General features: G+C 52.8%; 27 protein-coding genes and 1 tRNA gene. 20 read left to right on the top strand and 8 right to left on the bottom strand.

Annotated elements, in window-relative coordinates; all coding sequences use genetic code 11:
* Positions 1–136: 136 nt before the first annotated feature.
* From ACFER_RS09995 to ACFER_RS09975, 6 genes are all read right to left on the bottom strand, one after another.
* Positions 137–325: a hypothetical protein gene (locus ACFER_RS09995; RefSeq protein ID WP_012939284.1), complete on the bottom strand. Its 189-nt coding sequence runs from the start codon at positions 323–325 to the stop codon at positions 137–139.
* 495 nt (positions 326–820) lie between these two features.
* The gene (locus ACFER_RS09990) at positions 821–3,499 is read right to left on the bottom strand and encodes a DUF927 domain-containing protein (RefSeq protein WP_012939283.1); all 2,679 of its coding nucleotides are present in this window, start codon (positions 3,497–3,499) and stop codon (positions 821–823) included.
* Between the two features lie 136 nt (positions 3,500–3,635).
* A complete protein-coding gene (locus tag ACFER_RS09985) occupies positions 3,636–3,851 on the bottom strand; it encodes a hypothetical protein (RefSeq protein WP_012939282.1) in 216 nt (71 codons plus the stop codon).
* On the bottom strand, positions 3,833–4,081 hold the full coding sequence (locus tag ACFER_RS11470; RefSeq protein WP_012939281.1) for a hypothetical protein: 249 nt from the start codon (positions 4,079–4,081) through the stop codon (positions 3,833–3,835). The genes ACFER_RS09985 and ACFER_RS11470 overlap by 19 nt, the downstream gene beginning before the upstream one ends.
* 123 nt (positions 4,082–4,204) lie before the next feature.
* Entirely contained in the window at positions 4,205–4,444 is a 240-nt protein-coding gene (locus ACFER_RS09980) for a helix-turn-helix transcriptional regulator (protein WP_012939280.1), read from the bottom strand.
* 46 nt (positions 4,445–4,490) lie between these two features.
* Complete coding sequence (locus ACFER_RS09975) at positions 4,491–4,697, bottom strand: helix-turn-helix domain-containing protein (protein ID WP_012939279.1); 207 nt, start codon at positions 4,695–4,697, stop codon at positions 4,491–4,493.
* 149 nt (positions 4,698–4,846) lie between these two features.
* Here ACFER_RS09975 and ACFER_RS09970 point away from each other — a divergent pair, with 149 nt between their 5' ends.
* The 3 genes from ACFER_RS09970 to ACFER_RS11465 all read left to right on the top strand — a co-directional run bounded on the left by ACFER_RS09970 (position 4,847) and on the right by ACFER_RS11465 (position 6,898).
* Positions 4,847–5,440, top strand: a complete 594-nt coding sequence (locus ACFER_RS09970; protein WP_187287518.1) for a helix-turn-helix domain-containing protein — start codon at positions 4,847–4,849, stop codon at positions 5,438–5,440.
* Between the two features lie 68 nt (positions 5,441–5,508).
* A complete protein-coding gene (locus tag ACFER_RS09965; protein ID WP_012939277.1) occupies positions 5,509–6,702 on the top strand; it encodes a site-specific integrase in 1,194 nt (397 codons plus the stop codon).
* Complete coding sequence (locus ACFER_RS11465; RefSeq protein ID WP_148213947.1) at positions 6,671–6,898, top strand: hypothetical protein; 228 nt, start codon at positions 6,671–6,673, stop codon at positions 6,896–6,898. The genes ACFER_RS09965 and ACFER_RS11465 overlap by 32 nt, the downstream gene beginning before the upstream one ends.
* A gap of 70 nt (positions 6,899–6,968) precedes the next feature.
* Here the strand turns inward: ACFER_RS11465 and ACFER_RS09960 are convergent.
* Positions 6,969–7,044: transfer RNA gene (locus tag ACFER_RS09960), tRNA-Ala, on the bottom strand.
* A 91-nt stretch (positions 7,045–7,135) separates the two neighbouring features.
* Complete coding sequence (locus ACFER_RS09955) at positions 7,136–7,690, bottom strand: hypothetical protein (RefSeq protein WP_012939276.1); 555 nt, start codon at positions 7,688–7,690, stop codon at positions 7,136–7,138.
* Positions 7,691–7,847: 157 nt separating this feature from the next.
* Here ACFER_RS09955 and ACFER_RS09950 point away from each other — a divergent pair, with 157 nt between their 5' ends.
* From ACFER_RS09950 to rplW, 17 genes are all read left to right on the top strand, one after another.
* The gene (locus tag ACFER_RS09950) at positions 7,848–8,843 is read left to right on the top strand and encodes a hypothetical protein (protein ID WP_012939275.1); all 996 of its coding nucleotides are present in this window, start codon (positions 7,848–7,850) and stop codon (positions 8,841–8,843) included.
* Between the two features lie 18 nt (positions 8,844–8,861).
* On the top strand, positions 8,862–10,226 hold the full coding sequence (locus ACFER_RS09945) for a phosphohexomutase domain-containing protein (protein ID WP_012939274.1): 1,365 nt from the start codon (positions 8,862–8,864) through the stop codon (positions 10,224–10,226).
* 13 nt (positions 10,227–10,239) lie between these two features.
* On the top strand, positions 10,240–11,229 hold the full coding sequence (gene galE, locus ACFER_RS09940; RefSeq protein ID WP_012939273.1) for a UDP-glucose 4-epimerase GalE: 990 nt from the start codon (positions 10,240–10,242) through the stop codon (positions 11,227–11,229).
* A 5-nt stretch (positions 11,230–11,234) separates the two neighbouring features.
* A complete protein-coding gene (locus tag ACFER_RS09935) occupies positions 11,235–13,178 on the top strand; it encodes an ABC transporter ATP-binding protein (protein WP_012939272.1) in 1,944 nt (647 codons plus the stop codon).
* Positions 13,175–13,864: a uracil-DNA glycosylase gene (locus ACFER_RS09930; protein ID WP_012939271.1), complete on the top strand. Its 690-nt coding sequence runs from the start codon at positions 13,175–13,177 to the stop codon at positions 13,862–13,864. Before ACFER_RS09935 ends, ACFER_RS09930 begins: the two co-directional genes overlap by 4 nt.
* Before the next feature lie 10 nt (positions 13,865–13,874).
* Complete coding sequence (locus tag ACFER_RS09925; protein WP_012939270.1) at positions 13,875–14,645, top strand: threonine/serine exporter family protein; 771 nt, start codon at positions 13,875–13,877, stop codon at positions 14,643–14,645.
* A 9-nt stretch (positions 14,646–14,654) separates the two neighbouring features.
* Positions 14,655–15,131 (top strand): threonine/serine exporter family protein, encoded by a 477-nt coding sequence (locus tag ACFER_RS09920; protein WP_012939269.1) that lies wholly within the window; start codon positions 14,655–14,657, stop codon positions 15,129–15,131.
* A gap of 56 nt (positions 15,132–15,187) precedes the next feature.
* Positions 15,188–15,541 carry a cupin domain-containing protein gene (locus ACFER_RS09915; RefSeq protein WP_012939268.1) on the top strand — a complete coding sequence of 118 codons (354 nt, stop codon included), beginning with the start codon at positions 15,188–15,190 and terminating at the stop codon, positions 15,539–15,541.
* A gap of 360 nt (positions 15,542–15,901) precedes the next feature.
* Positions 15,902–16,156 (top strand): L7Ae/L30e/S12e/Gadd45 family ribosomal protein, encoded by a 255-nt coding sequence (locus tag ACFER_RS09910; RefSeq protein WP_012939267.1) that lies wholly within the window; start codon positions 15,902–15,904, stop codon positions 16,154–16,156.
* Between the two features lie 65 nt (positions 16,157–16,221).
* A complete protein-coding gene (gene rpsL / locus ACFER_RS09905) occupies positions 16,222–16,605 on the top strand; it encodes a 30S ribosomal protein S12 (protein ID WP_012939266.1) in 384 nt (127 codons plus the stop codon).
* Positions 16,606–16,651: 46 nt separating this feature from the next.
* Positions 16,652–17,122: a 30S ribosomal protein S7 gene (rpsG, locus tag ACFER_RS09900; protein ID WP_012939265.1), complete on the top strand. Its 471-nt coding sequence runs from the start codon at positions 16,652–16,654 to the stop codon at positions 17,120–17,122.
* 23 nt (positions 17,123–17,145) lie between these two features.
* The gene (gene fusA / locus ACFER_RS09895; protein WP_012939264.1) at positions 17,146–19,233 is read left to right on the top strand and encodes an elongation factor G; all 2,088 of its coding nucleotides are present in this window, start codon (positions 17,146–17,148) and stop codon (positions 19,231–19,233) included.
* A 30-nt stretch (positions 19,234–19,263) separates the two neighbouring features.
* Positions 19,264–20,457, top strand: coding sequence for an elongation factor Tu (gene tuf / locus ACFER_RS09890; RefSeq protein ID WP_012937652.1), 1,194 nt, complete (start codon positions 19,264–19,266; stop codon positions 20,455–20,457).
* 180 nt (positions 20,458–20,637) lie between these two features.
* Positions 20,638–20,949: a 30S ribosomal protein S10 gene (gene rpsJ / locus ACFER_RS09885; RefSeq protein WP_012939263.1), complete on the top strand. Its 312-nt coding sequence runs from the start codon at positions 20,638–20,640 to the stop codon at positions 20,947–20,949.
* A 12-nt stretch (positions 20,950–20,961) separates the two neighbouring features.
* Positions 20,962–21,621, top strand: a complete 660-nt coding sequence (rplC, locus tag ACFER_RS09880) for a 50S ribosomal protein L3 (protein WP_012939262.1) — start codon at positions 20,962–20,964, stop codon at positions 21,619–21,621.
* A gap of 25 nt (positions 21,622–21,646) precedes the next feature.
* Positions 21,647–22,276 (top strand): 50S ribosomal protein L4, encoded by a 630-nt coding sequence (rplD, locus tag ACFER_RS09875; RefSeq protein WP_012939261.1) that lies wholly within the window; start codon positions 21,647–21,649, stop codon positions 22,274–22,276.
* Positions 22,276–22,566 carry a 50S ribosomal protein L23 gene (gene rplW / locus ACFER_RS09870; protein WP_012939260.1) on the top strand — a complete coding sequence of 97 codons (291 nt, stop codon included), beginning with the start codon at positions 22,276–22,278 and terminating at the stop codon, positions 22,564–22,566. Before rplD ends, rplW begins: the two co-directional genes overlap by 1 nt.
* Positions 22,567–22,570 lie beyond the last annotated feature (4 nt).

The raw sequence follows: 22,570 nt of genomic DNA, 5'->3' as shown, positions 1-22,570 counted from the left end.
TTTTTAATTCTATTGCAACCGCCCCGCGTGCTGAATTGAACCGGGTTTAATATGGGTGTTTGGGGTGAAACCCGCCCGCCCTATATACTTATACCTGTTTTCAATTCTGTACTTTTTAAAGGGGCTTAAACACGTGTTACCAGTCGAACGATTCCCGTTCGGCGTATTCGCCGTCCGTTCTTTCCTCATAATCATCATAGATTTCCTGCGGGGTGGAATCGCTAGGCATTTCCACTAACGAATCTTCCAGGGCTTCTTCCTGCGCATTGTCGCAAAAATCGTCATAATCAATATAATCACCGTTTTCCATTTCAATATCATCCATCTTTTTGGCTCCTTTCAGAAATTACACTTTTTATAGGGACTTTTAAGGGCGGGTGAAAAAAGAAACAAACCTACCGCCGAATTGCAAAATTGCCGCCCGATTTTTGGGACTATACCCCCCATTGCAGGGGGATCCCGTTGCCTAACAACGTAAAAATTACGCTGATTCATTCGCCCTCCCTGGCTGTTTACCGTTTTTTCGTTAAAATTTAACGGTATTTTGGGGCTTTCGTTAAACCGAAAACCCGCTCCCCGCCTTGCTCTACGGGTTTTTTAACGAATTTAACAGTTTTTCTGCACAATAACACTATATATATTTAATTTATTGCGGCGGGGGATTGGAATATACCCGCATAATAAATTGGATCATATATATATATTATTTATTGTTAAAAATGTTAAATTCGTTAAATTTTACTCATGCAGCAAGGATTCATGCGGGTTTTCGGGTTTAACGAAACTGGCCAAAAGTTTAACGATTTTAACGAAAAGGGTTTTATTCACGGTCTAATACCAATGTTCCTATATGGTTACTTGTAATACCGGCAATAGAGCCGCGTCCAAAAATCCCGTCTTTCCTGTAACGTTTCATGTAGCCCCGTTTTAACCATTCCCGCTTGACGGCCCGCAATGAATAGCCTGCTTCCTTTAGGATCCCTTCCAGGGCTTCCCTAAAAATATCCACGGTGTTATCACCAAACACTTCGCCCCATGTTTCGCCTTTCGGGTTGATACCATTCATCACAAACTTGTTTTGGTTGATTCCAATCTGGCCGCAAACATACTCATAGGCCCGCTGCGGTACATCCACTTCTTGTTCTGTTTTTATACACCCTTTTACGTCCCCTACGGTCAACACGGGACAGCCAGCCGGGGCCATGCTCTGAAGAAGATCGTAGGCGGTCAGCATTAGTGCCAGGGCTTGCACCTGTTTTCCTGTTCCGCCCATGTCCTGTAGTTCCTTTTCAAACTGTTTGAATACCTTTCTATTGGTGTCCTGGCTTTGCCTTGCTTGTGCAACGAAGGCCCGCCCCAATACGCCGTGACAGTCAGCAATTGCCGCAACCGTGCCGTTGCCGTCTTGAATAATCTTCTCCGTACATTCCAGTTCAATAACCCGGTTGATAGCCCCGCCGCCGCTGTTGCTCTGCGTAATGGGTTCTTCCCCTGTGAAAAGGAAACTGTTTTGCCAGGACAGCCGCCGCACCATAGATCCGTTGGCCCGCAATCTTCCCCTGTTAGTCTGGCCGGTTACCCGGTAAATCAGACTATCATAGTTTCCGCCGTTTCCTTTGATGGTCTGCAATTCATCCCCGAAAAACGGGATACTGTATAAAACCCCGGCCTTGTCCATAATGTAATTTATGGTGTTGTTCATGGTGTCCACCATTTTTCCCTCGTCTGGATTTCCCCATATACTGGCCGCAACTTTGAGCGCAACTGTTTTTCCCGCGCCCGTGCCGCCCCATAAATGAAGGATAAAGGGCAACGCGTGCATGGGGCCTATAAGTACACTGGCCAGGCTTGCGGCTATGGTCATGCGCATGTAGGGGCTTTTTAGCAGGGGACACACAATCTTATACCATTCTGGCAACGTTCCTTTTGGTTCCAGGGCTTTCAGTAATGCGCCGAATTGATCGCCAACATCTGGTTGAATAGAATCAGAGTAGGGGACAAATTCCCCGTATTCCTCTTTGGGATCCCAGCCCATGTGCCCAATACTGGCAACGCGCGGCAACGTATCCTGGTTGCTGTTTACTACGTCAGAAATATATTTAACCAGGAAACTAGAATTTTCACTGGTAACCTCTATACCATCGTCAGCCAGGGCAATAATTTTTGTTTTGTTGGCTACAATCGAACGGGGTACAAGTATTTGCTTCCATTTGCCATATTTAAAGAATGACAGTTCAATTTTTTCCGTTCCTGTTTCCTGGTTCTCATAGATTGCCGAAGGTAACAGGGGAATAGAGGACGCGTCTTCTCTTTTCGTGTTTCCGTTGCCTAAAAGAACGAATTTCCGCACCCCTTCTTCATCCGCGATCCAGTCACCACACCGCAATTGTAACGGCTGGCCCGGAAATTGTGTGTAGTGTTCTTCCTGGTTTCCGTTCCCTTTCTTTGCCTGTTCATGCATGAAGGCTCTGTAATTCTTGTCAAATTCCCGCTTTATAGACAGGTCACTGGCACGGAACGTGGCCAGGCTTTCCACTCGTTGCCGTTTCGCCGTGTCTTCAATAGCACAGATCCTTGCAAACAGTTTCGGGCTTGTCAGTTGTGCTTTGTCCAGGGTTTTAAAATACTCTACTATCTGTTCTTCCTGGCATGTTTCTAAATCCGGGGCCGCTGCTTCTTCCTGTGCGGGGAACTGATAGTTTCTAATTTTTTCCGGATCCCCGTCTGCCTGGAAATAGTCGGCAACGTCACCCTTTACCGGGCACTCTGGCCAGATTTCCGGTAAAGGAAGGATCCTGGCCCCTTGTTTCTGCTGCCAAAATTCCGCATAAGCGCGGCCCGGGTCGTCATAGTCGGGTATCACGATTTTATTGGAAAATTTACCCAGGATTTCCTTGTCCGTTTCTGACAGGTTCGGGCTTTCCGCGCCCGTGTTGGTACTCGTTGCCAGAAAGCCCGCCGCCGTCATTGAATCCGCGCATTTTTCGCCCTCAACGATATATAAAGGCGTATCCGGGGCCGCTTTGGCCAGTTTATCCAGTTTATCCAGGTTATACAGATTGTTGCAATGTTTCGGCTTTTTATAAACCAGGTTCCCGTCCGCGTCCGTGTAGAGAAAGCTGAATTTCTTATGACCATCCGCGAACTTTTCCCGAATCTTGCAATAGGCTTCCCTGCCGTCTGGATCCCGATAGGTATATACAATCCGTTCTACTTGTTTTCCATGGTCTTTGGGCTTTTTAGGTTCAGCAGGGGCCGGGGGCTTTGCGGCAACGGGGTTTCCGCCGTTGTTCATGCCCAGGGCTTTCAGTACAGCAGGGAGGGACGCGTGGCACTTGTGGCAAAAGGCCAGAACTTTTCCGTCTTCTACTTCTTTTATATATAAATGGTGGTCACTTCCGCATACAGGACAAGCGGTTTCCCATTCGTTCTCGCCCCTCTTGTGCCATTCCCCACACTTTGATAGAATTTCATTCAGAGAATATAATTTCTTGTTCATGTTTCTCCTTTCATCGTTAGTGTTTTTTATTGTTACATACTGTTAAAATCGCTATAATAAAGAACAAGGACAAAACCCCTGGCCGGAATTTTGTCCCTTGCCGTTGTGAATGGTCGCTCATTCATGACGGCTGTTTTTATTTTTCAACGATTTCAAACAGGGCCTTTTTCATGCTGTCTGCCTTTAATTCTTCCCGTACTGCTACTTTCTTCATGAATTCGACAACTTCCGGATAATTCTCATTGCCCGCAATGTCCCCCATGGTATTCCATAGTTCCGCCGATTTCAGAACCTGTTCAATGTAAGCCGTTACGGCTTTCATCTGTTCCCGCGTTACTCTGATTCTTTCCATGTTGCACACTCTCCTTTTACAACTTTTACCGTGTAGGATTTTCCCAGGCTGTTTATGGCCGCCTTTGGCCCCTTACCGAACCGATAGGGGAACAGGGGGCAATCTGTCAAAACACAATCCCGGACTTCCGCCCGCTGATAACCAGAACAGTTTAAACATTTTGCCCGAATAGCCCGGGCCATTGAAGGGGTTTTAACGTCCAAAATTACAACCGTTTGTTTCTTGCTCATGGTTTCACCTTCTTTCCACTTGTTGTGTGAATCTGCAACGGGTTAAAGCCGCCGCAATGCCAATAAATCCCCGCCCCGGATGGAATCCCATAGGGGCTTTATTTCGTTGCCGAAAAACGGGGTTTATTTCTTCAAATACGCCAGGTTCTGTTCTTTCAGAAATTCCTTTAGATCCCGTTCCCGAACACGTTTCAGAGTGCTGCTTAAATCCAGGAACGCGCCCCGGTATTTCGGAATTGCCCGCATTTTGTTCAATAGCCGCCAGGCAGTAGGCCTTGAAATAGAAAGTATTTCCGCAATCTCTGTGCGGCTCAACCAACGCTCGCCGTAATCATCAACGCAAACCGTTTTGACTTGTAACATGTTCATCCTTCCTTTCCCGACTCAATAAGCACTGACAGGGTACTTGTTATTTTTCGATAATATCGGCCGGGGATACATCCAGGGCCGCGGCAATCTTGTACACGGCTCTTTCACTAGCCTTACGCCGCTTTGCTTGATATGCAAACAGAGAAGCCGCGGAAACATGGGATTTAATTGCCAGGTCTTGCAGGCTCATGTATTTTTTGTAGGCTGTTTCCTTAACCTTCCGCATATCAACATTGAAAGTTTTCATATGGTTCCCTCCTCTTAAAATGTCCATAAAATCAATTTTCAAGAGAAGTATAGCCGATTCTCAAATATATGTCAATAGCTATATTGGAAATATACTTTACTTATATTCACTTTATGGATATAATACTAGATATGAAAGGGGGCTTTTCCGTGGGATTTCAAGAAAACTTAATTCATTACAGAGAAAAGGCCGGGTATAAATCCGCAAAAGATTTTTCCGAAAAACTAGGCATAAACTACACAACTTATATGGGGTACGAAAACAAAGGGCGGGAACCTAAATATTCTTTATTGGTGAAAATTGCCCGCCTTCTTCATGTATCTGTGGACAATCTCCTGGGATATGATCCGGAACAGCCGGACGAATTAACCAGGTGTTTGGACGTATGCAAGGAGGCGGGACTTTTCACGGATCCCTGGCAATTTCGGGGGAGTACCGCTGTTTTTGTATATCAGAACAAGGAAGAAGCCAAACAAGACAAGGGCTCATTAGACGTTCCTGTTTTGGGCAAGGATGAATTTATCGCGGCGGTCATTGCAGGCGCGAATAATCCCAATTACCAGGCCGCGAAAAAAGACTTGTTGAAAATGTATGTATACGCTAGCATATTGCAAAAATACGCTAAAAGCGCGGGGAATATCAATGTTGATATTGAGAGTTTAAAGGCAGGTGCTTTGCCGTCAAAAGCGAAAAACGCGATTCAAGAAAATCTTGACGCCTTGCAGGAAAACCCAGATAAATAACCTTTTTTCTCCCGACTCAATAAGCACTGACAGGGGCACAATGAGTAACGGGAAAGAAGGTATTTTGTATGTGGATAACCAAAAGAACGAACAGCAAGGGAACACGGTATGTTTATCAAGAACGGTTTGAAGATAAGAAAACGGGGCTTAAATTAACTGTTTCTGTTACTTTGAACAGCAAGAACGCCCATGCCCAAAAGGTGGCAGCGCAAATGCTGCGGGAAAAGTTTGAAGAAAAAGCAGACAAGGGGGAAGCCAGAAAGGCTAGCCGCCTTGAATCCCTGGCCCTGTCTACCGTCTTGCAGGAATGGCAAGAAATTACGGATATGCGGATCAAAGAAGCAACCAGGATAAACCATGACTTGTATATACGGAAGATCCTGGCCGGATTGCCGGAAGGGATCCTATTCAAAGACTTCACCGCCCCAATAGCGGAAAAAATGCTGTTCCGTTATTACTACGTGGACAAACTTTCTTTTAACTATTGCAAGTCCCTGCTGATTACTGTAAAAGCGATTATGCGGTATGCGAAAAAAGCCGGTTACACCGACAATGTAACCGACTTTGAAGAAATTGACTTGAAACGCCGCCCGGATACCCCGGAAGAACTGGCCAAAAAGAACAACAAGTTCCTGGACAAGGAAGAATTAAAAAATTGCCTGGATCAACTCAAAGAACGGAATTTCCGTGTTGGCCTGGCCATGGAATTTATTTCACTCACGGGGCTACGGTGCGGGGAAATGCTTGCTTTGCGCCGTCAAGACGTGAACCTGGATAAGCGGCAACTTTCAGTCACGGGAACCATCCTGGTAACAGCCAAAAACGGGGAATCCATTCAAAGGGGAACGCCCAAAACAAGAACGTCCTATCGTACCATTGATTTAAGTATGCGGGCTGTTCAGATCCTGGAATGGTTCAATACCGACAACAAGCGCATGGAACGATGGGGGAAGCAAGGGAACAGCCTTTGCAGCAAGTACAAGGACAGGGGCTATATATTTACCACGGATACGGGGTTTCCATTGAATCGGCAATATATAAACCGCCTGTTACGGGCTGTGCAGATCCCGGGGAAGCATATCAGCACCCATATTTTCAGACACACGCATATTTCCATGCTTGCGGCCATGGGGGTACCTGTAAAGGCAATTATGGAAAGGGTAGGCCATTCAGATCCAAAAGTTACCTTGTCGGTTTATACCCATGTCACACAAGAGATGAAGGAACAGCTTGACGAATGTCTGGAAAAAATTACCGTATGAAAAAGTTGGCGACTTTGGCCCAATACCCTTTGAAAAAAATCAGCAAAAAAAGGCCGCAACCCTAGACAGGAAGCGGCCCCCCGGCTTTGAAAAAAGTTGGCAAATTTTTCTCATGCTGATTTTAGGAAAGTTGGCAAAAAGTTGGCAAAAAAGGGTAAAAAAAAGAAACGGTTTGAAACGCTTCAAACTGTCTTGAAAACCGCTAACCCCGCATGGAAACACGGTTTGAAACACTTTGAAACATTTCACCGTTTCGGCTTAATAATTGGTGGAGCACAGGGGGATCGAACCCCTGACCTCAAGATTGCGAACCTTGCGCTCTCCCAGCTGAGCTAGTGCCCCAATACATAATATTATAGCGCTTCCGGAGAAAGTGTGCAAGGATTTTGTCAGGGATTAATCCCCTCTCTGTACGTCGGTCTGACGTCTTTTTTTACTTTTTCGCGTTCTTCGTCATTTCGTCCGTGGCGGTGCGGATGATTCCGGCCAGCAGGGTGTCGGAATCGTATTCGGTGCTGGTCCGGCTGTCGGTGACCTGGTAGATGGTCTGTCCGTTTTTGGTGGCCAGGAAGCTGACGCCGGCGTAGGCGGTTTCCCCTTTGGCCAGTCTGTTCCCCTTCCGGGCGGCAGGTTCGGTGCCGTCGGCGGTTTCAATGCCCACCGGGTTCACCTGCACCTGGAGGGTGATGGTGTTCCGGAGTTTTTTGTCCGGCAGCATCACCGGATTGCTGTACACGGTGACGCCTTCTCTTTTGAAGTCCCGCTCCAGGGTCAGCAGGGTCTTGCGGACTGCATCATCATCCCGGGTAAAGGCGGGATGGGCTTTCCGGAAGTCCATATCCTGCCGGCTGAGATCTTTGAGATAAACGACTTGGACATTTTTGAAAGCAAAGGTGCTGCTCTTCCAGCCGCTGCGTTCCGCGCCCGCCGTCAGGGGCAGGGCCAGCAGGGTCAGGAGCAGGGTGGCCAGGGTCAGGAATTTTTTCATGGGTGTTCCTCCTCTTTGGTTCTGTCTTCCCATTTTACAACGGAAAAGGCCGGCTTTCAACGGCTTTTCATTTTGACTAACCCGGGGAATCGGGCTATAATTTGTAGAGTTATCTTGTATCCGCTGTGGGTACAGTGCAGGAAGTGAGGGAATCATTATGCCAATACCTCTTGTGGTATGGGCGGCTGCCGGGATCGGGGCTGCCGGACTGAAACTGTATAAAAGTGCCACCAGCTCTGCAAATATGGTGAAAAATGCCATTGAACGGTATAATGAAGAGAGGTTCAAGTTCTACAAGGTGCTGGAACGGCTGATGCCGGAAGTGGAGGAACTGGGCCGGATGAAGCTCCATATCTGGGGCTGTTACGACAAGGTCTATGCCATCCTGGACCGGATCGAGAACAAACCGGGCCATTATACCTACAAAAGCCACAAAAACCTCCATCTGCTGCCCCAGGATGTGCGGAAACTGAAGCGGATCCGCCGGGTGGTGGACCGGATCCAGGAAAAGAAGCTGGATACGGAAGGCACCGGGATGCTGACGGTGGTGGCTCTCCAGGGGGGCGCGGCCAGTTCCTACAGCCAGTCGGAACTGGAACGGGATGAGGCCAAGCTGGTGATGGAAAAGATCATGGACCAGCCGCTGTACACTTCGGAAGTGACGGCCCTGGACGAAATGAGCGTGCTGGAATCCATCATGTGCTTCCCCAAGGTGCTGCGGCCCGGGTATTTTTCCGACAAGGACGGGTCCAAGATGACCAAGGATGAGGCGGTCCGGTTCAAGACGGACACGGACACCCAGTCCCTGCTCCTGGCGGATGCGGAAGCCCGGGGAGAACGGCTGCTGGAAGTGGTCCGCCATGTGTACAGGACCACGGAAACCCTGAAGAACGAGCAGCGGGAACAAATCCAGTTCATGCAGCGGCTCCTGGAGACCAAGACGGATTACCAGACCTTCACCCTGGAGGAAAAGGACCGGCTGAATTTCCTGGTGGCCCTGGGGTTTGTACTCCGGGAACTGGCCCGTACGGATATTGTACTGAAGAATGGCAGCATGGCCATCCTGAACCGGAGCGGTCTGCGGGTGCCTCTGGGCAAGGCCCAGGATCTGCTGCCGGTGGAAAATCTGGCACTGCTGGATGAAAATGACTAAGTGTGGGAGGGAATCATTATGATCAGTACCAAAGCATTCAAAGCCTATGACATCCGGGGAATCGTCCCCAGTGAAGTGAACGAGGAACTGGCGTACCGGCTGGGCCGTGCCCTGGCCTGGAAACTCCAGGCAAAGAAACTGGTGGTGGGCCATGACATCCGGCTCAGCGGACCGTCCCTCAGCGAAGCGGCGGTCCGGGGCATGCGGGATGCCGGTGCGGATGTGCTGGACCTGGGCCAGTGCGGTACGGAAATGATCTATTTTGCCACCGCCCACCTGAAAACCGATGGGGGCATGATGATCACCGCCAGCCACAATCCCAAGGACTACAACGGTATGAAACTGGTCCGCTCCGAAGCCCGGCCCATTTCTGCGGATACGGGGCTGAAGGAGCTGGCGGAACTGGTGGCGGCGGAGGATTTCGAGACCCGGGTGCCCAAGGCGGAAACCCGGGGATCCTATGAAGAAGTGGACATCGTCCCCAGCTATGTGGACCATCTTCTTTCCTATATCAATGTGAAGACCCTGCTGCCTCTGAGGATCGTGGCCAATCCGGGGAACGGGGGTGCCGGTCCCATTGTGAAGGAACTGGCCAAGCACCTGCCCTGCCAGTTCATCCTGATCAACGACACTCCGGACGGCACCTTCCCCAACGGAGTCCCCAATCCGCTGCTGACGGAAAACCGGGCGGCCACTTCGGAAGCGGTCAAGGAAAATGGCGCCGACCTGGGGATTGCCTGGGACGGGGATTTCGACCGGTGCTTTTTCTTTGACGAAAACGGCCGGTTCATCGAAGGGTACTATCTGGTGGGGCTCTTTGCCCAGTATTTCCTCCAGAAGCATCCCGGGAGCAAGATCCTCTACGATCCCCGGCTCACCTGGAACACGGAAGATATCATTGCCCGGTACGACGGCCAGCCGGTGCGCTGCAAGAGCGGCCATGCCTTCATCAAGGAATGCATGCGCCGGCAGGGCGTGCTCTACGGGGGCGAAATGAGCGCCCATCATTATTTCCGGGATTTCTCCTACTGCGACAGCGGGATGATCCCCTGGCTGCTGCTGATTTCCCTGCTGTCCACCTCCGGCATGACCCTGTCCCAGCTGGTGGATGCCCGGATCAATGAGTATCCCTGCAGCGGGGAGATCAACCTGAAGGTGAAGGATGCGGACGAAGTGCTGGAACGGCTGTCCAGCCATTTCCGCTCCGGCATCCAGGACCGGATGGACGGGCTCAGCGTGGTGTACAATGAATGGCGGTTCAACCTGCGGAAATCCAATACGGAACCGGTGGTGCGGCTGAATGTGGAAACCCGGGGGGACAAGGATCTGCTGAAGCAGAAGACCCGGGAAATGCTGGAACTGATCGGCGGAGAAAGAGCATAGGAGGCAGAAACGGATGAATGTACTGGTAACAGGGGGAGCCGGCTATATCGGCTCCCATGTGGTGGAAGAACTGACGGCCAACGGGTATACCCCCATCGTTTATGACAATTTCAGCACTGGCCACGTGGATGCGGTGTCGGACAAGGTCCAGCTCATCGAAGGGGATATCCACGATTTCAATTTCCTGAAGCATATCCTGGGAGAATATGAAATCGACGGGGTGCTCCATTTCGCCGCCAGCAGCCAGGTGGGAGAATCCATGGTGAACCCGGGGAAATACTACTACAACAATGTGGCAGGGACCCTGGGCCTGCTGGATGCCATGCGGGAAGCCGGGGTGGAACAGCTGGTGTTCTCCTCCACCGCCGCGGTGTACGGGGAACCGGACCGGGTGCCCATTACGGAAGACATGCCTCTCCAGCCCACCAATGTATACGGCCGGACCAAGCTGATGATCGAAAAGATGATGGAGGACTACAGCCACGCCTATGGTCTGCGCTATGTGGCCCTGCGGTACTTCAACGCGGCTGGTGCGTCCCTTCTGGGGAACATCGGGGAGAATCACCGGCCGGAGACCCATCTGATCCCCCTGATCATCCAGGCGGCCCTGGGCCAGCGGGAAAGTGTGTCCATTTTCGGGACGGACTATCCCACTCCGGACGGCACCTGTCTCCGGGACTACATCCATGTGAAGGATCTGGCCAGCGCCCATGTACTGGCCATGGACCATCTCCGGAACGGAGGCGGCTGCCGGACCTACAATCTGGGGACGGAAAACGGCTTCTCCGTCCGGGAAATCATCGATGCGGTGAAGACGGTCACCGGCCGGAACTTTACCGTGAAGGAAGAGGCACGGCGGGCCGGGGATCCGGCGAAACTGATCGCCTCTTCGGAAAAAATCAAGAAGGAGCTCCATTGGGAGCCCCGCCACAGCCAGATCGAGGAAATCGTGGAAACTGCCTGGCGGTGGCATGAAGGGCATCCCAAAGGATACGAGAAATAAGCTGTATGGATATTTTGCTGACCGTGGACGGCCTGAAAAAAAGTTTCGGCGTCCACGATATTTTTCAGAATGTGAGTTTTACTCTCCGGCAGGGGGAGAAAGTGGGCTTAGTGGGGGTAAACGGCAGCGGCAAGACCACCCTGCTCCGGTGTCTGCTGAACCCGGATTTTGCCGACGGAGGGTCGGTGAAGTTTGCCGGGGAACTGCGTCTGGGTTATGTGGAACAGGGATTCGATGATTTCCGGGAGGAAACGGTCCGGGAATTCATGGAACACGCCTGTCCGGATATCCTGGACCTGCGGGAGAAGATGCGCCGGCTGGAGGAAGCCAGCGGCCGGGCTCAGGGAGAGGAACTCCAGGGGATCCTGGACCAGTATGCCCGGACGGAAAGCCGGTATGCCCATCTGGACGGGTACCATTACGAAAGCAACATCAAGCGGGTGCTGCTGGGGCTGGGGTATCCGGAAGACACCTGGCAGTGGCGTGCGGACAAGCTCTCCGGGGGACAGAAGACCCGTCTCCAGCTGGCGGCGGCCCTGGTGAATTCTCCGGACCTTTTGATCCTGGACGAACCCACCAACCATCTGGATATCGTCATGAGCGAATGGCTGGAAAAATACCTCCGGGAATTCCGGGGGGGCGTGCTGGTGATTTCCCATGACCGGGCCTTCCTGGACAATGTGGTGGAAGAGATCCTGGAAATGGAAGGGGGCACCATCCACCGGTTCAAGGGGAATTATTCCCGGTACCTGGAACAGAAGGAAATCCAGGTGCTGACCCAGACCCGGGCCTACGAGGCCCAGCAGGAATACATCGCCCGGCAGGAAGCCTACATCCGCCGGTTCAAGGCGGGGATCAAGAGCAAGATGGCCCGGGGACGCCAGTCCCAGCTGGACCGGCTGGAGCGGATCGACGCACCGGTGCAGGAGGAGGAATTTGAGCTGCGGCTGCCCCCTGCGGCGGAATGTGCGGAAAAGGTGATCATGCTGGAACATCTGGATGTGGGGTATCCCCAGCACCGGCTGCTCCAGGATGTGGATCTGACCCTGCGCCGGGGGGAGAAGGTGGCCATCATCGGTCCCAACGGCTGCGGGAAATCCACCCTGCTGAAGACCATCCTCCAGGAACTGCCCCCTCTGAAAGGGGAGGCCCGGATCGGGAACCGGGTGAAGATCGGCTATTTTTCCCAGAGCTATGAACGGCTGGACGAAAAACAGACCATCATGGAAAACTTCCTGACGGAATACGGCATGACCGATGAACAGACCCGCCGGCTCCTGGGGAGCATGATGTTCCACGGGGAGGACGTGTTCAAAGTGATCGGGACCCTCTCCGGGGGCCAGAAGGCCCGGCTGGTGCTGCTGAAACTGGTGCTGGACGGGGCCAACTGCCTGCTCCTGGACGAACCCACCAACCATCTGGACATCGCCGCCAAGGAAGCGGTGGAAGCGGCCCTGGAGACCTTTGACGGCACCGTGCTCCTGGTGAGCCACGACCGGTACCTGGTGAACGAGGTGGCCGGCCGGATCTGGGCGGTGGAAAACGGCCATGTAACCGATTACAAAGGCAACTACGACTTCTATCTGGAGGAGCGGGACAAGAACCGGGCCCGGGAAGGGGCTGATGCTCCGGCGGCGCCCCGGAAAGAGGAGAAGAAGGCGGCAAAGCCGGCCCCGGAAAAAACGGCGCCGGAAGCTGCCAAAACGGAAAAGAAAACGGAGAAAAAGCCCTACAGCCCGGCGGAAGCCCAGAAGCTGCTGCCCCAGGTGGAACTGAAGATCCGGGAATATGAAGCCCTCCAGAAGGTGCTCAGTGACCGGATCGCCGACCCGGCCAACCAGCAGGACCTGGAAACCAGCACCAGGCTGGCGGAGGAGTACGCGGAACAGGAAAAGATCCTGGACGGGCTCATGGACAAATGGGAAAAGCTCATGGAGTCACTGGAATGACCATCAACGAATTTCTGCATGCACTGCAGCAGTTCCAGGGGGACGGCTGCTTCAATCCCTGGAGGGAATACGACCCCTCCTGCGACATCGGACCGGAAGCCCCGGTGATCCGGGCGGCCAATTTCCGCCGGTACCTGGAACTGCGGCAAAAGGCCCGGTTCCTGTTCATCGCCGAAGGCCTGGGGTACCAGGGGGGGCATTTTTCCGGCATGGCCATGACCAGCGAACGGATCCTGCTGGGGCATCATCCCACGGTGCGGCCGGAAGTGGTGCTGGGGGAAGGCTGGGACTACCGGCGGACCAGCAATCCGGACAGTCCCCTGCTGAACCGGAAACAGCGGGAAGAGGGGTTCAACGAGCCCACTGCCACCATTGTGTGGGGAGAACTGGCCAACCAGGGGCTGGCACCCTTCCAGACCATCCTGTGGAACATCTTTCCCTTCCATCCCTACAAACCTTCCGGCATCCTGACCAACCGGACCCCCACCGGGCCGGAACTGGATCAGGGAATCGTCTATGCCCGGATGCTGCTGGGGCTGGTCCCCGGCCTCCGGGTCATCGCCATCGGCCGGAAAAGCGCCGGCACCCTGGAAAAATACGGGGTGCCCTGTGCGGCGGTGCCCCATCCCTCCATGGGCGGGGCCAACCGGTTCCGGGCAGCTGTGGCGGCGCTGTTTGCCCAATAGAGGTGAAATTATGGCGAAGAGTACCTTAGCATCCATGAGCAAGGAACAGGTGCTGAAAATCGCCCTGACCGCCGGGAAGATCCTCCTGGTCAGCGGGGCGGAGACCTACCGGGTGGAGGACACCATGCTGCGGATCTGCCGGGAGGGGGGTATGACCACCATTGCGGCCTTCTGCACCCCCTCTCTGATCATGATCGGGGAGGAGACCATGGAAGGGGCCAGCCTGATGTACCGGGTGACCCACCGGGGCACGGACCTGACCCTCATCAGCGAAGTGAACGACATGAGCTTCCACATGCCCACCTGGGGGAAGAGCTTCCAGGACACCATGGCCATCCTGGAGGAAAAGACCATGCGGAAACCCCGTCCGGCCCGGGAGGAAATCTTCTGGTCCGGCCTGGCCGGGGCTTTCTTTGCCGTGGTGCTGGGGGGAGGCCCTCTGGAATTCCTGGCGGCCCTTCTGGGCTCCCTGCTGTCCATGGCCTTTGTAAAGGCGGTGTCCCCCTTCCGGCCCAGCAGTTTCTGGGAGACCACCATGGCCGGGGCCATCATCTGTCTGACCGTGGTGCTGTTCCGGATGGCCTGTCCGGACCTGGTGATGGAACTGGCCATTGCCGGGGGCGTGATGCCCTACCTGCCGGGGATGGCCTTTACCAACGGGATCCGGGATTTCATGGCCGGAGATCTGCTCAGCGGCACCTGCCGGGCCGGGGAAGCCATTTTCCTGGTGGGCGGGGTGGCCATCGGCATTGCCACCGTCCTGGGCATTCTGTACTTGTAGGAGGGGCCTATGCCGCTGGCAGCAACCATTTTCATCAAAACCGTATTTTCGTTCTTTGCCACCGTGGCTTTCGGCAAACTGTTCAAATGTCCGGAAAGCTGTCTGTACAAGGCGGGCTTCGTGGGCATGGTGGGCTTCGGGGTGTACATCATCCTGCTGAGCGGCTTCGGGCTCAGTTCCATGCTCAGCAACTTTGCCGGGACGGTGGCCCTCTCCATCTGCAGTGAGATCTTTGCCCGGTGGTACCGGCAGCCGGTGCCCATTTTTTCCATTCCGGGGATCATCCCCCTGGTGCCCGGACTGCCCCTGTACCGGGCCATGAACTACACCATGCTCAATGCCTACAGCCTGGGGATGCACACTTTTGTATCCGCGGCCCTGGACGCCACCGCCATCGCCATGGGGATCCTGCTGGTATCCGGCCTGGCCAAGGTGTACAAGACCAGCAAGAAGATGGTCCGGGACAAGCGCCGGTCCGGCCGTTGAGGAATCCGTCCACCGGGCTTATAATACAGGCAGGAAACGTGAAGGAGGAGATTCTTATGGCAGTATTTACGGAAAAAGCAAAACAGGTGGTCACCAATCCGGGAACCGGGACCATCGAAAAGGAAATCCTGGTGGATCCGGCCCTGTTCCAGGGGACCAACGACCTGTTCGCCCGGATTACCCTGCATCCGGGCTGTGCCGTTCCCGTCCACCAGCATCTGGGGAACAACGAAACCTATTACCTGCTGAAAGGGGAAGGGGAATACACGGACGAAGACAAAAAAGTGGCCGTGAAGGCCGGAGACGTGACTTTCTGTGCCGACGGAGGCACCCATGGCCTGCTGAACACGGGGAAAGAGGATCTGGTGTTCATCGCCCTGATCAGCAATACCCCGGGGTACAAGAGATAAAAGAACGTCAACGGTCAGCTGTCAACTGGCAGCGGCCGATGGAAGGAACCCGCTTCCCGCGGGTTCCATTTTTATTTGTAAAAAGATTGTGAACTTCTGTATAAAATTTACCGGTTTCTTTGTGGAATTGACGGCAAAAACGAGAAAACTTTCCTGCTTTACTGCAGTACCAGTGTCCGGAAAGCGAGGATTTTTGCCCCGGTTTACAGAAAAAGAAACACCAGGAACTGTGTAAAGAAAGAAGCGCATAAAATGTGGGCTAAAACAGAAAAAAATCCCTAAAAAATATTGACATCCGGTGTCAGTAATGTTACAATACCACAGTGTCACAGAGGGTAGTATGTCTTTTGGAGGTGTGAAATGTTTCTCGCAGACGTAAAGAACGGTTCGCCGGTTGTAGTCGGTGTGAAGCAGTCCCAAAAGGCCATTGCCCGGGATCAGGCCGCAGGGGTCATGATTGCCCGGGATGCGGATGAACACGTGACGGGGCCTGTCAAGGACCTGTGCGAAGCCAAGAGTGTTCCGGTGGAAACCGTGGAGACCATGGCTGAGCTGGGAAAGACCTGCGGCATCCATGTGGGTGCATCCGTCGCCGCTGTGCTCAAAACCCGGTAGAATCTGCCGGAAACGGCAGGTTTTCATACTCATTAAATCTTATTCTCGAGAAAGGAGGTGCCGGAATGCCTACAATCAACCAATTGGTTCGTAAAGGTAGACAAGTCATTACTCAAAAATCCACGGCGCCAGCATTGAAAAATTCACCGCAAAAACGCGGTGTCTGCACGAGAGTGTACACCACCACTCCGAAGAAACCTAACTCTGCTCTGCGGAAGGTTGCTCGTGTCCGTCTGACCAATGGTATTGAAGTTACCGCTTACATTCCTGGTATTGGCCATAACCTGCAGGAACACAGTGTTGTTCTGATCAGAGGCGGAAGAGTCAAGGATCTTCCCGGTGTTCGTTATCACATCATTCGCGGCGCATTGGATACCGCCGGTGTTGCTGACCGCAACCAGGGCCGTTCCAAATACGGTGCCAAACGCCCGAAAGCAGCCAAGAAATAATCAGCTGCCGCTGTAGAATGAGACAATAACGAAGGAGGAAATACAGATGCCGAGAAAAGGTCCTGTAACCAAAAGAGACGTATTACCGGATCCAGTATATGGTTCCAAACTGTTAACCAGATTCATCAACAAGATTATGCTCGACGGCAAAAAAGGTGTTGCTGAGCGTATCGTATATGACGCATTCGATCTGATCCATTCCAAGACCGGAAAGGATCCCATGGAAGTGTTCGACGCTGCCATGAAGAACGTAATGCCTGTCCTGGAAGTCAAAGCACGCCGGGTGGGCGGTGCCAACTACCAGGTTCCTGTGGAAGTCAGAGCTGACCGGAAAACCACCCTGGGGATCCGGTGGCTGGTCAACTATTCCCGCCTGCGCGGTGAAAAGACCATGTGCGAACGGGTTGCCGGCGAACTGATGGATGCCGCCAACAACACCGGTGCTTCCGTGAAGAAACGGGAAGACACGCACAAGATGGCTGAAGCAAACAGAGCTTTTGCTCATTATCGTTGGTAAGATTCCTTAAGGAGGAGTAATTCGTGGGTAGAGAGTTTCCCTTAGATAAAATCAGAAACATCGGTATCATGGCTCACATCGATGCCGGTAAAACTACGACCACGGAACGTATCCTGTTCTACACCGGCAAGACTCACAAGATCGGTGAAGTTCATGATGGGGCTGCCACCATGGACTGGATGGTACAGGAACAAGAACGTGGTATTACGATTACTTCCGCTGCTACGACCTGCCATTGGAAAGGCCATTCCATTAACATCATCGACACCCCGGGCCACGTTGACTTCACCGTTGAAGTAGAACGTTCCCTGCGTGTACTGGATGGCTCTGTGGCTGTATTCAGCGCCAAGGGCGGTGTTGAACCCCAGTCCGAAACCGTATGGCGTCAGGCGGAAGAATACAATGTTCCCCGTATCGCTTATGTGAACAAAATGGACACCACCGGGGCCGACTTCTTCAACGTAATCCAGATGATGAAAGACCGTCTGGGTGCCAATGCGGTTGCCATCCAGGTTCCCATGGGCGCTGAAGACAGCTTCGTGGGTCTGATCGACCTGGTGAAGATGCAGGCCGTTATTTACGGGGACAAACTGGGCAAGGATGAAGAATTCGAACCCATCCCTGAAGAATACGTGGAAGAAGCCCAGAAATACCGTCAGATCCTGCTGGAAGCCGTTGCAGAAAGCGATGACGATCTGATGGAAAAATATCTGGAAGGCGAAGACCTGACGGAAGAAGAAATCAAGGCCGCCATCCGGAAGATGACCTGCCAGTGCAAGCTCTTCCCTGTGACCTGCGGTTCTTCCTACAAGAACAAAGGCGTACAGCCGCTGCTGGATGCCATCATCGACTACATGCCGTCTCCTCTGGATGTTCCCGCCATCAAAGGGACCAACCCGGAAACCGGGGAAGAAGAAGAACGGCCTTCCGATGACAAGGCTCCCTTCGCGGCTCTGGCCTTCAAGATTGCCACTGACCCCTATGTAGGCCGTCTGGCATTCTTCAGAGTGTACTCTGGTACCCTGACCGCCGGCTCCTATGTCTATAACTCCAACAAAGACAAGAGAGAACGGATCGGCCGTATCCTGCGGATGCACTCCAACCACAGAACGGAAATCGACGAAGTATTTGCCGGGGACATCGCGGCAGCCGTTGGTCTGAAAGACACCGGCACCGGTGATACCCTGTGCGACGATAAAGCCCCCATCATCCTGGAATCCATGGTGTTCCCTGAACCGGTTATTTCCGTGGCCATCGAACCCAAAACCAAGGCTGACCAGGAAAAAATGGGCATTGCCCTGGGCAAGCTGGCTGAAGAAGACCCCACCTTCCGTGTGCGCACGGATCCGGAATCTTCCCAGACCATCATCTCCGGGATGGGTGAACTTCACCTGGACATCATTGTTGACCGGCTGAAGAGAGAATTCCATGTAGACTGCACCGTGGGCAACCCGCAGGTAGCTTACAGAGAAACCATCCGCAAGGAAGTGGAAAGCCAGGGTAAATTCGTACGGCAGTCCGGTGGTAAAGGGCAGTACGGCGATTGCTGGCTGAAACTGACTCCGCTGCAGCCGGGCGAAGGCTTCAAGTTCGAAAACAAGATCGTTGGCGGTGCCATTCCCAAAGAATACATCGCTCCTGTTGAAGCCGGTGTCAAGGAAGCTATGGAAAACGGTGTCATCGCCGGGTATCCCATGGTGGATATCGCTGTTACCGTATTCGACGGCTCCTACCACGAAGTCGACTCCTCTGAAATGGCATTTAAGATTGCCGGTTCCATGGGCTTCAAGAGCGGTGCTCTGAAAGCCAACCCTGTTCTGCTGGAACCGTACATGAAAGTGGAAGTCACCATCCCCGAAGAGTACATGGGCGACGTTATCGGCGACCTGAACTCCCGCCGGGGCCGCATCGAAGGCATGGAAGCAAGAAGCGGTGCACAGGTTATCACGGCTTATGTTCCCCTGTCCGAAATGTTCGGGTATGCAACGGACCTGCGTTCCAAGACCCAGGGCCGCGGCAACTACTCCATGGAAGTAGACCATTACGAAGAAGTTCCCAAGAACATCGCGGAAGCGATCGTTGCTAAAAATAAGGGGACCGCACAGGACTAAGGTCCTGGCATCACTAGGAGGATATTAACAATGGCTAAAGAGAAATTTGAAAGAACCAAACCCCATGTTAACATTGGTACCATTGGTCACGTCGATCACGGCAAGACCACTCTGACTGCGGCTATCACCAAAGTCCTGTCCGAAACTCCGGGCTGCAAAGCCACTTTCGAAGCTTATGCCGATATCGATAAGGCTCCGGAAGAAAGAGAACGTGGTATCACCATCAACACTGCCCACGTTGAATATGAAACCGAAACCAGACACTATGCACACGTTGACTGCCCGGGGCACGCTGACTATGTAAAGAACATGATCACCGGTGCTGCTCAGATGGACGGTGCCATCCTGGTTGTTTCCGCTGCTGACGGCCCCATGCCTCAGACCCGTGAACACATCCTGCTGGCCCGCCAGGTTGGCGTTCCTGCCATCGTTGTGTTCCTGAACAAATCCGACCAGGTTGACGATCCCGAACTGATCGAACTGGTTGAAATGGAAGTCCGTGACCTGCTGAGCCAGTACGGCTATCCCGGAGATGATATTCCCATCGTTGTTGGCTCCGCTCTGAAAGCCCTGGAAGGGGACAAGGAACAGGAAGACAACATCCGGAAACTGATGAAGGCTGTTGACGAATACATCCCCACTCCGGAACACGATCTGGCCAAACCGTTCCTGATGCCTATCGAAGACGTGTTCACCATCACCGGCCGTGGTACCGTAGCTACCGGCCGTGTGGAACGTGGCGTGATCAAAGTTGGCGACACTGTTGAAATCGTCGGCCTGTCCGAAGAAAAGAAACAGTCCGTAGCCACCGGTCTGGAAATGTTCCGGAAGACCCTGGATCAGGCTGAAGCCGGCGACAACATCGGCTGCCTGCTGCGTGGTATCGACCGTACCGAAATCGAAAGAGGTCAGGTACTGGCCAAACCGGGCACCATCCATCCTCATACCAAATTCAAAGGCCAGGTTTACGTACTGACCAAAGAAGAAGGCGGCCGTCATACTCCGTTCTTCAACGGCTACCGTCCGCAGTTCTACTTCCGTACCACCGACGTTACCGGTGTTGCTCACCTGCCTGAAGGCACCGAAATGGTTATGCCTGGGGACAACGTGGTGATGGATGTTGAACTGATCACCCCGATCGCTATCGAACAAGGTCTGCGTTTCGCTATCCGCGAAGGCGGCCATACCGTTGGCGCCGGTGTTGTTACCGAAATCGAAGGCTAATCCTTTCGATTCAATCTAAAGAAAGCCCATATGAGGGGCTTGGCCAAAGCCCCTCATATTCTTATGCTTTACAGGGCCCGCGATGAGGCAGAAGATGGCTTCTGGCCCGCTGGCAAAGAAGGGAACTTCTGCTGAGTATGTCCGTTCTTGGAAACGTGGCGAATGGAGGAATTAAAAACAATGGCAAAGACTCAAAAAATCCGTATACGCCTGAAAGCGTATGACTACAAAGCACTGGATCAGAGTGCTTCCAAAATCGTAGAAACGGCGAAACGTACCGGTGCTCAGGTATCCGGCCCGATTCCCCTGCCTACGGAAAAAAACATCTATACGATTCTGCGTTCCCCTCATGTGAACAAAGACTCTCGTGAACAGTTCGAAATGCGGACCCACAAGAGACTGGTTGACATCCTGGAACCTACAGCTAAGACGATCGATGCACTGACTCGCTTGGATCTTCCTGCTGGTGTAGATATCGAGATCAAAGCGTAAGGAGGTGCGATGATGGCTAAAGGAATCTTAGGCAAGAAATTAGGTATGACCCAAATTTTTGAAGCTGACGGTACTTTGGTTCCCGTAACGGTTGTTGAAGCGGGTCCCTGCGTCGTACTGCAGAACAAAACGGAAGAAAAAGACGGTTACAATGCTGTTCAGCTGGGTTTTGGGGATATCAAAGAAAAACAAGTCAACAAACCCATGAAGGGCTTCTTTGACAAAGCTGGCGTGGCTCCTGTAAAGGTTGTCCGTGAAGTTCGTCTGGACGCTCCTTCTGAATATAAAGTCGGTGACAAGATTGCTGCTGACATTTTCGCAGCCGGCGATCTGGTTGACGCTGTCGGCGTTTCCCGCGGTAAAGGGTTCGCTGGTACGATCAAACGCCACAACTTCGCTCGCGGGCCTATGAAACACGGTTCCAAATCTCATCGTGAACCCGGTTCCAATGGTCCTATGCATTCCGGTCCTGGCGGCCGCGTGATCAAAGGCAAGAAACTGCCTGGCCGTATGGGTGGAATCAGCGCAACTGTGCAGCGCTTGACGATCGCAAAAGTGGACAAGGACCGCAACCTGATTATGGTGAAAGGTTCTGTACCTGGTGCCGCTGGTACCTTCCTGCTGCTGAGAGACACGGTTCGTCCCGATGTCGTGAAAGCAGAACAAAAATAAGGTTTAACGAAAGGAGGGCGTTTCAATGCCGAAAGTAGCAGTTTACGATATCACCGGCAAACAGACCGGTGAAGAAATAGAATTGATGGATTACGTCTTTGGCGTAGAATTCAACGAAGCCGTTGTTCATCAGGCTGTAGTGATGCAGCAAGCCAACGAACGTCAGGGCACTCATGCAACCAAGACCCGCGGTATGGTACGGGGCGGTGGCAGAAAACCCTGGAAACAGAAAGGTACTGGCCGGGCTCGTGCCGGTTCCGTCCGTTCTCCTCTGTGGGTAGGCGGTGGTACCGTCTTCGGTCCTGCTCCCCGGAGCCATGCCAAAGATATGCCCCGGAAAGCACGCCGTCTGGCAATCCGCTGCGCACTGAGCGCGAAAGTGGCAGAAGGTGCACTGGTCGTGGTGGACAACCTGACCTTCGATGCTCCCAAGACCAAAGATGCTGTTGCCATGCTGACTGGTTTTGAAGCCGCTGACAAAAAAGCCCTGATCATCACTGACGGGGAAAACGAAAACGTAGAAAAATCTTCCCGCAACATCGAAAAGGTAAAGGCCCTGTCCAACGACTGCCTGAACGTTTACGATATCCTGAATGCGGAAAAAGTACTGCTGGCTAAAGATGCCGTAGCAAGAATTGAGGAGGTGCTCGCATAATGGCTGCCAATCCTCGCGACATTATCATCAGACCCATTGTGACCGAAAAGACTTCTGACATGATGAAGGACAACAAATACACTTTCCAGGTGGCAATGGGCGCAAACAAGACTGAAATCCGCCAGGCCATTGAAGCCATCTTCAATGTGAAGGTTGTGAATGTCAATACCATCCGCGTTCTGGGCAAAACCAAGCGTATGGGCAAATATGAAGGCAAGCGTTCCGATTACAAGAAAGCAATTGTAAAACTGGCTGAAGGTAATACAATTCCGCTCTTCGAAGGAATGTAATTCG

The sequence above is a fragment of the Acidaminococcus fermentans DSM 20731 genome (genome assembly GCF_000025305.1).
Taxonomy (GTDB): Bacteria; Bacillota; Negativicutes; order Acidaminococcales; family Acidaminococcaceae; genus Acidaminococcus; species Acidaminococcus fermentans.
The sequence above is the reverse complement of the archived record's forward strand: the minus strand, read 5'-3'. Positions and strand labels throughout refer to the sequence as shown.

Bases quoted from the DNA above. Each gene is read 5' to 3' on its own strand.
- rplD (WP_012939261.1), top strand. From the start codon at position 21,647: ATGCCGAAAGTAGCAGTTTACGATATCACCGGCAAACAGACCGGTGAA.
- ACFER_RS09980 (WP_012939280.1), bottom strand. From the start codon at position 4,444: ATGTTACAAGTCAAAACGGTTTGCGTTGATGATTACGGCGAGCGTTGG.
- rpsJ (WP_012939263.1), top strand. From the start codon at position 20,638: ATGGCAAAGACTCAAAAAATCCGTATACGCCTGAAAGCGTATGACTAC.
- ACFER_RS09935 (WP_012939272.1), top strand. From the start codon at position 11,235: ATGGATATTTTGCTGACCGTGGACGGCCTGAAAAAAAGTTTCGGCGTC.
- rpsG (WP_012939265.1), top strand. From the start codon at position 16,652: ATGCCGAGAAAAGGTCCTGTAACCAAAAGAGACGTATTACCGGATCCA.
- ACFER_RS09985 (WP_012939282.1), bottom strand. From the start codon at position 3,851: ATGGAAAGAATCAGAGTAACGCGGGAACAGATGAAAGCCGTAACGGCT.
- ACFER_RS09955 (WP_012939276.1), bottom strand. From the start codon at position 7,690: ATGAAAAAATTCCTGACCCTGGCCACCCTGCTCCTGACCCTGCTGGCC.
- tuf (WP_012937652.1), top strand. From the start codon at position 19,264: ATGGCTAAAGAGAAATTTGAAAGAACCAAACCCCATGTTAACATTGGT.
- ACFER_RS09930 (WP_012939271.1), top strand. From the start codon at position 13,175: ATGACCATCAACGAATTTCTGCATGCACTGCAGCAGTTCCAGGGGGAC.
- ACFER_RS09920 (WP_012939269.1), top strand. From the start codon at position 14,655: ATGCCGCTGGCAGCAACCATTTTCATCAAAACCGTATTTTCGTTCTTT.
- ACFER_RS09950 (WP_012939275.1), top strand. From the start codon at position 7,848: ATGCCAATACCTCTTGTGGTATGGGCGGCTGCCGGGATCGGGGCTGCC.
- ACFER_RS09995 (WP_012939284.1), bottom strand. From the start codon at position 325: ATGGATGATATTGAAATGGAAAACGGTGATTATATTGATTATGACGAT.
- ACFER_RS09910 (WP_012939267.1), top strand. From the start codon at position 15,902: ATGTTTCTCGCAGACGTAAAGAACGGTTCGCCGGTTGTAGTCGGTGTG.
- ACFER_RS09990 (WP_012939283.1), bottom strand. From the start codon at position 3,499: ATGAACAAGAAATTATATTCTCTGAATGAAATTCTATCAAAGTGTGGG.
- ACFER_RS11470 (WP_012939281.1), bottom strand. From the start codon at position 4,081: ATGAGCAAGAAACAAACGGTTGTAATTTTGGACGTTAAAACCCCTTCA.
- ACFER_RS09965 (WP_012939277.1), top strand. From the start codon at position 5,509: ATGTGGATAACCAAAAGAACGAACAGCAAGGGAACACGGTATGTTTAT.
- galE (WP_012939273.1), top strand. From the start codon at position 10,240: ATGAATGTACTGGTAACAGGGGGAGCCGGCTATATCGGCTCCCATGTG.
- ACFER_RS09945 (WP_012939274.1), top strand. From the start codon at position 8,862: ATGATCAGTACCAAAGCATTCAAAGCCTATGACATCCGGGGAATCGTC.
- rplC (WP_012939262.1), top strand. From the start codon at position 20,962: ATGGCTAAAGGAATCTTAGGCAAGAAATTAGGTATGACCCAAATTTTT.
- ACFER_RS09925 (WP_012939270.1), top strand. From the start codon at position 13,875: ATGGCGAAGAGTACCTTAGCATCCATGAGCAAGGAACAGGTGCTGAAA.
- ACFER_RS09975 (WP_012939279.1), bottom strand. From the start codon at position 4,697: ATGAAAACTTTCAATGTTGATATGCGGAAGGTTAAGGAAACAGCCTAC.
- rplW (WP_012939260.1), top strand. From the start codon at position 22,276: ATGGCTGCCAATCCTCGCGACATTATCATCAGACCCATTGTGACCGAA.
- ACFER_RS09915 (WP_012939268.1), top strand. From the start codon at position 15,188: ATGGCAGTATTTACGGAAAAAGCAAAACAGGTGGTCACCAATCCGGGA.
- rpsL (WP_012939266.1), top strand. From the start codon at position 16,222: ATGCCTACAATCAACCAATTGGTTCGTAAAGGTAGACAAGTCATTACT.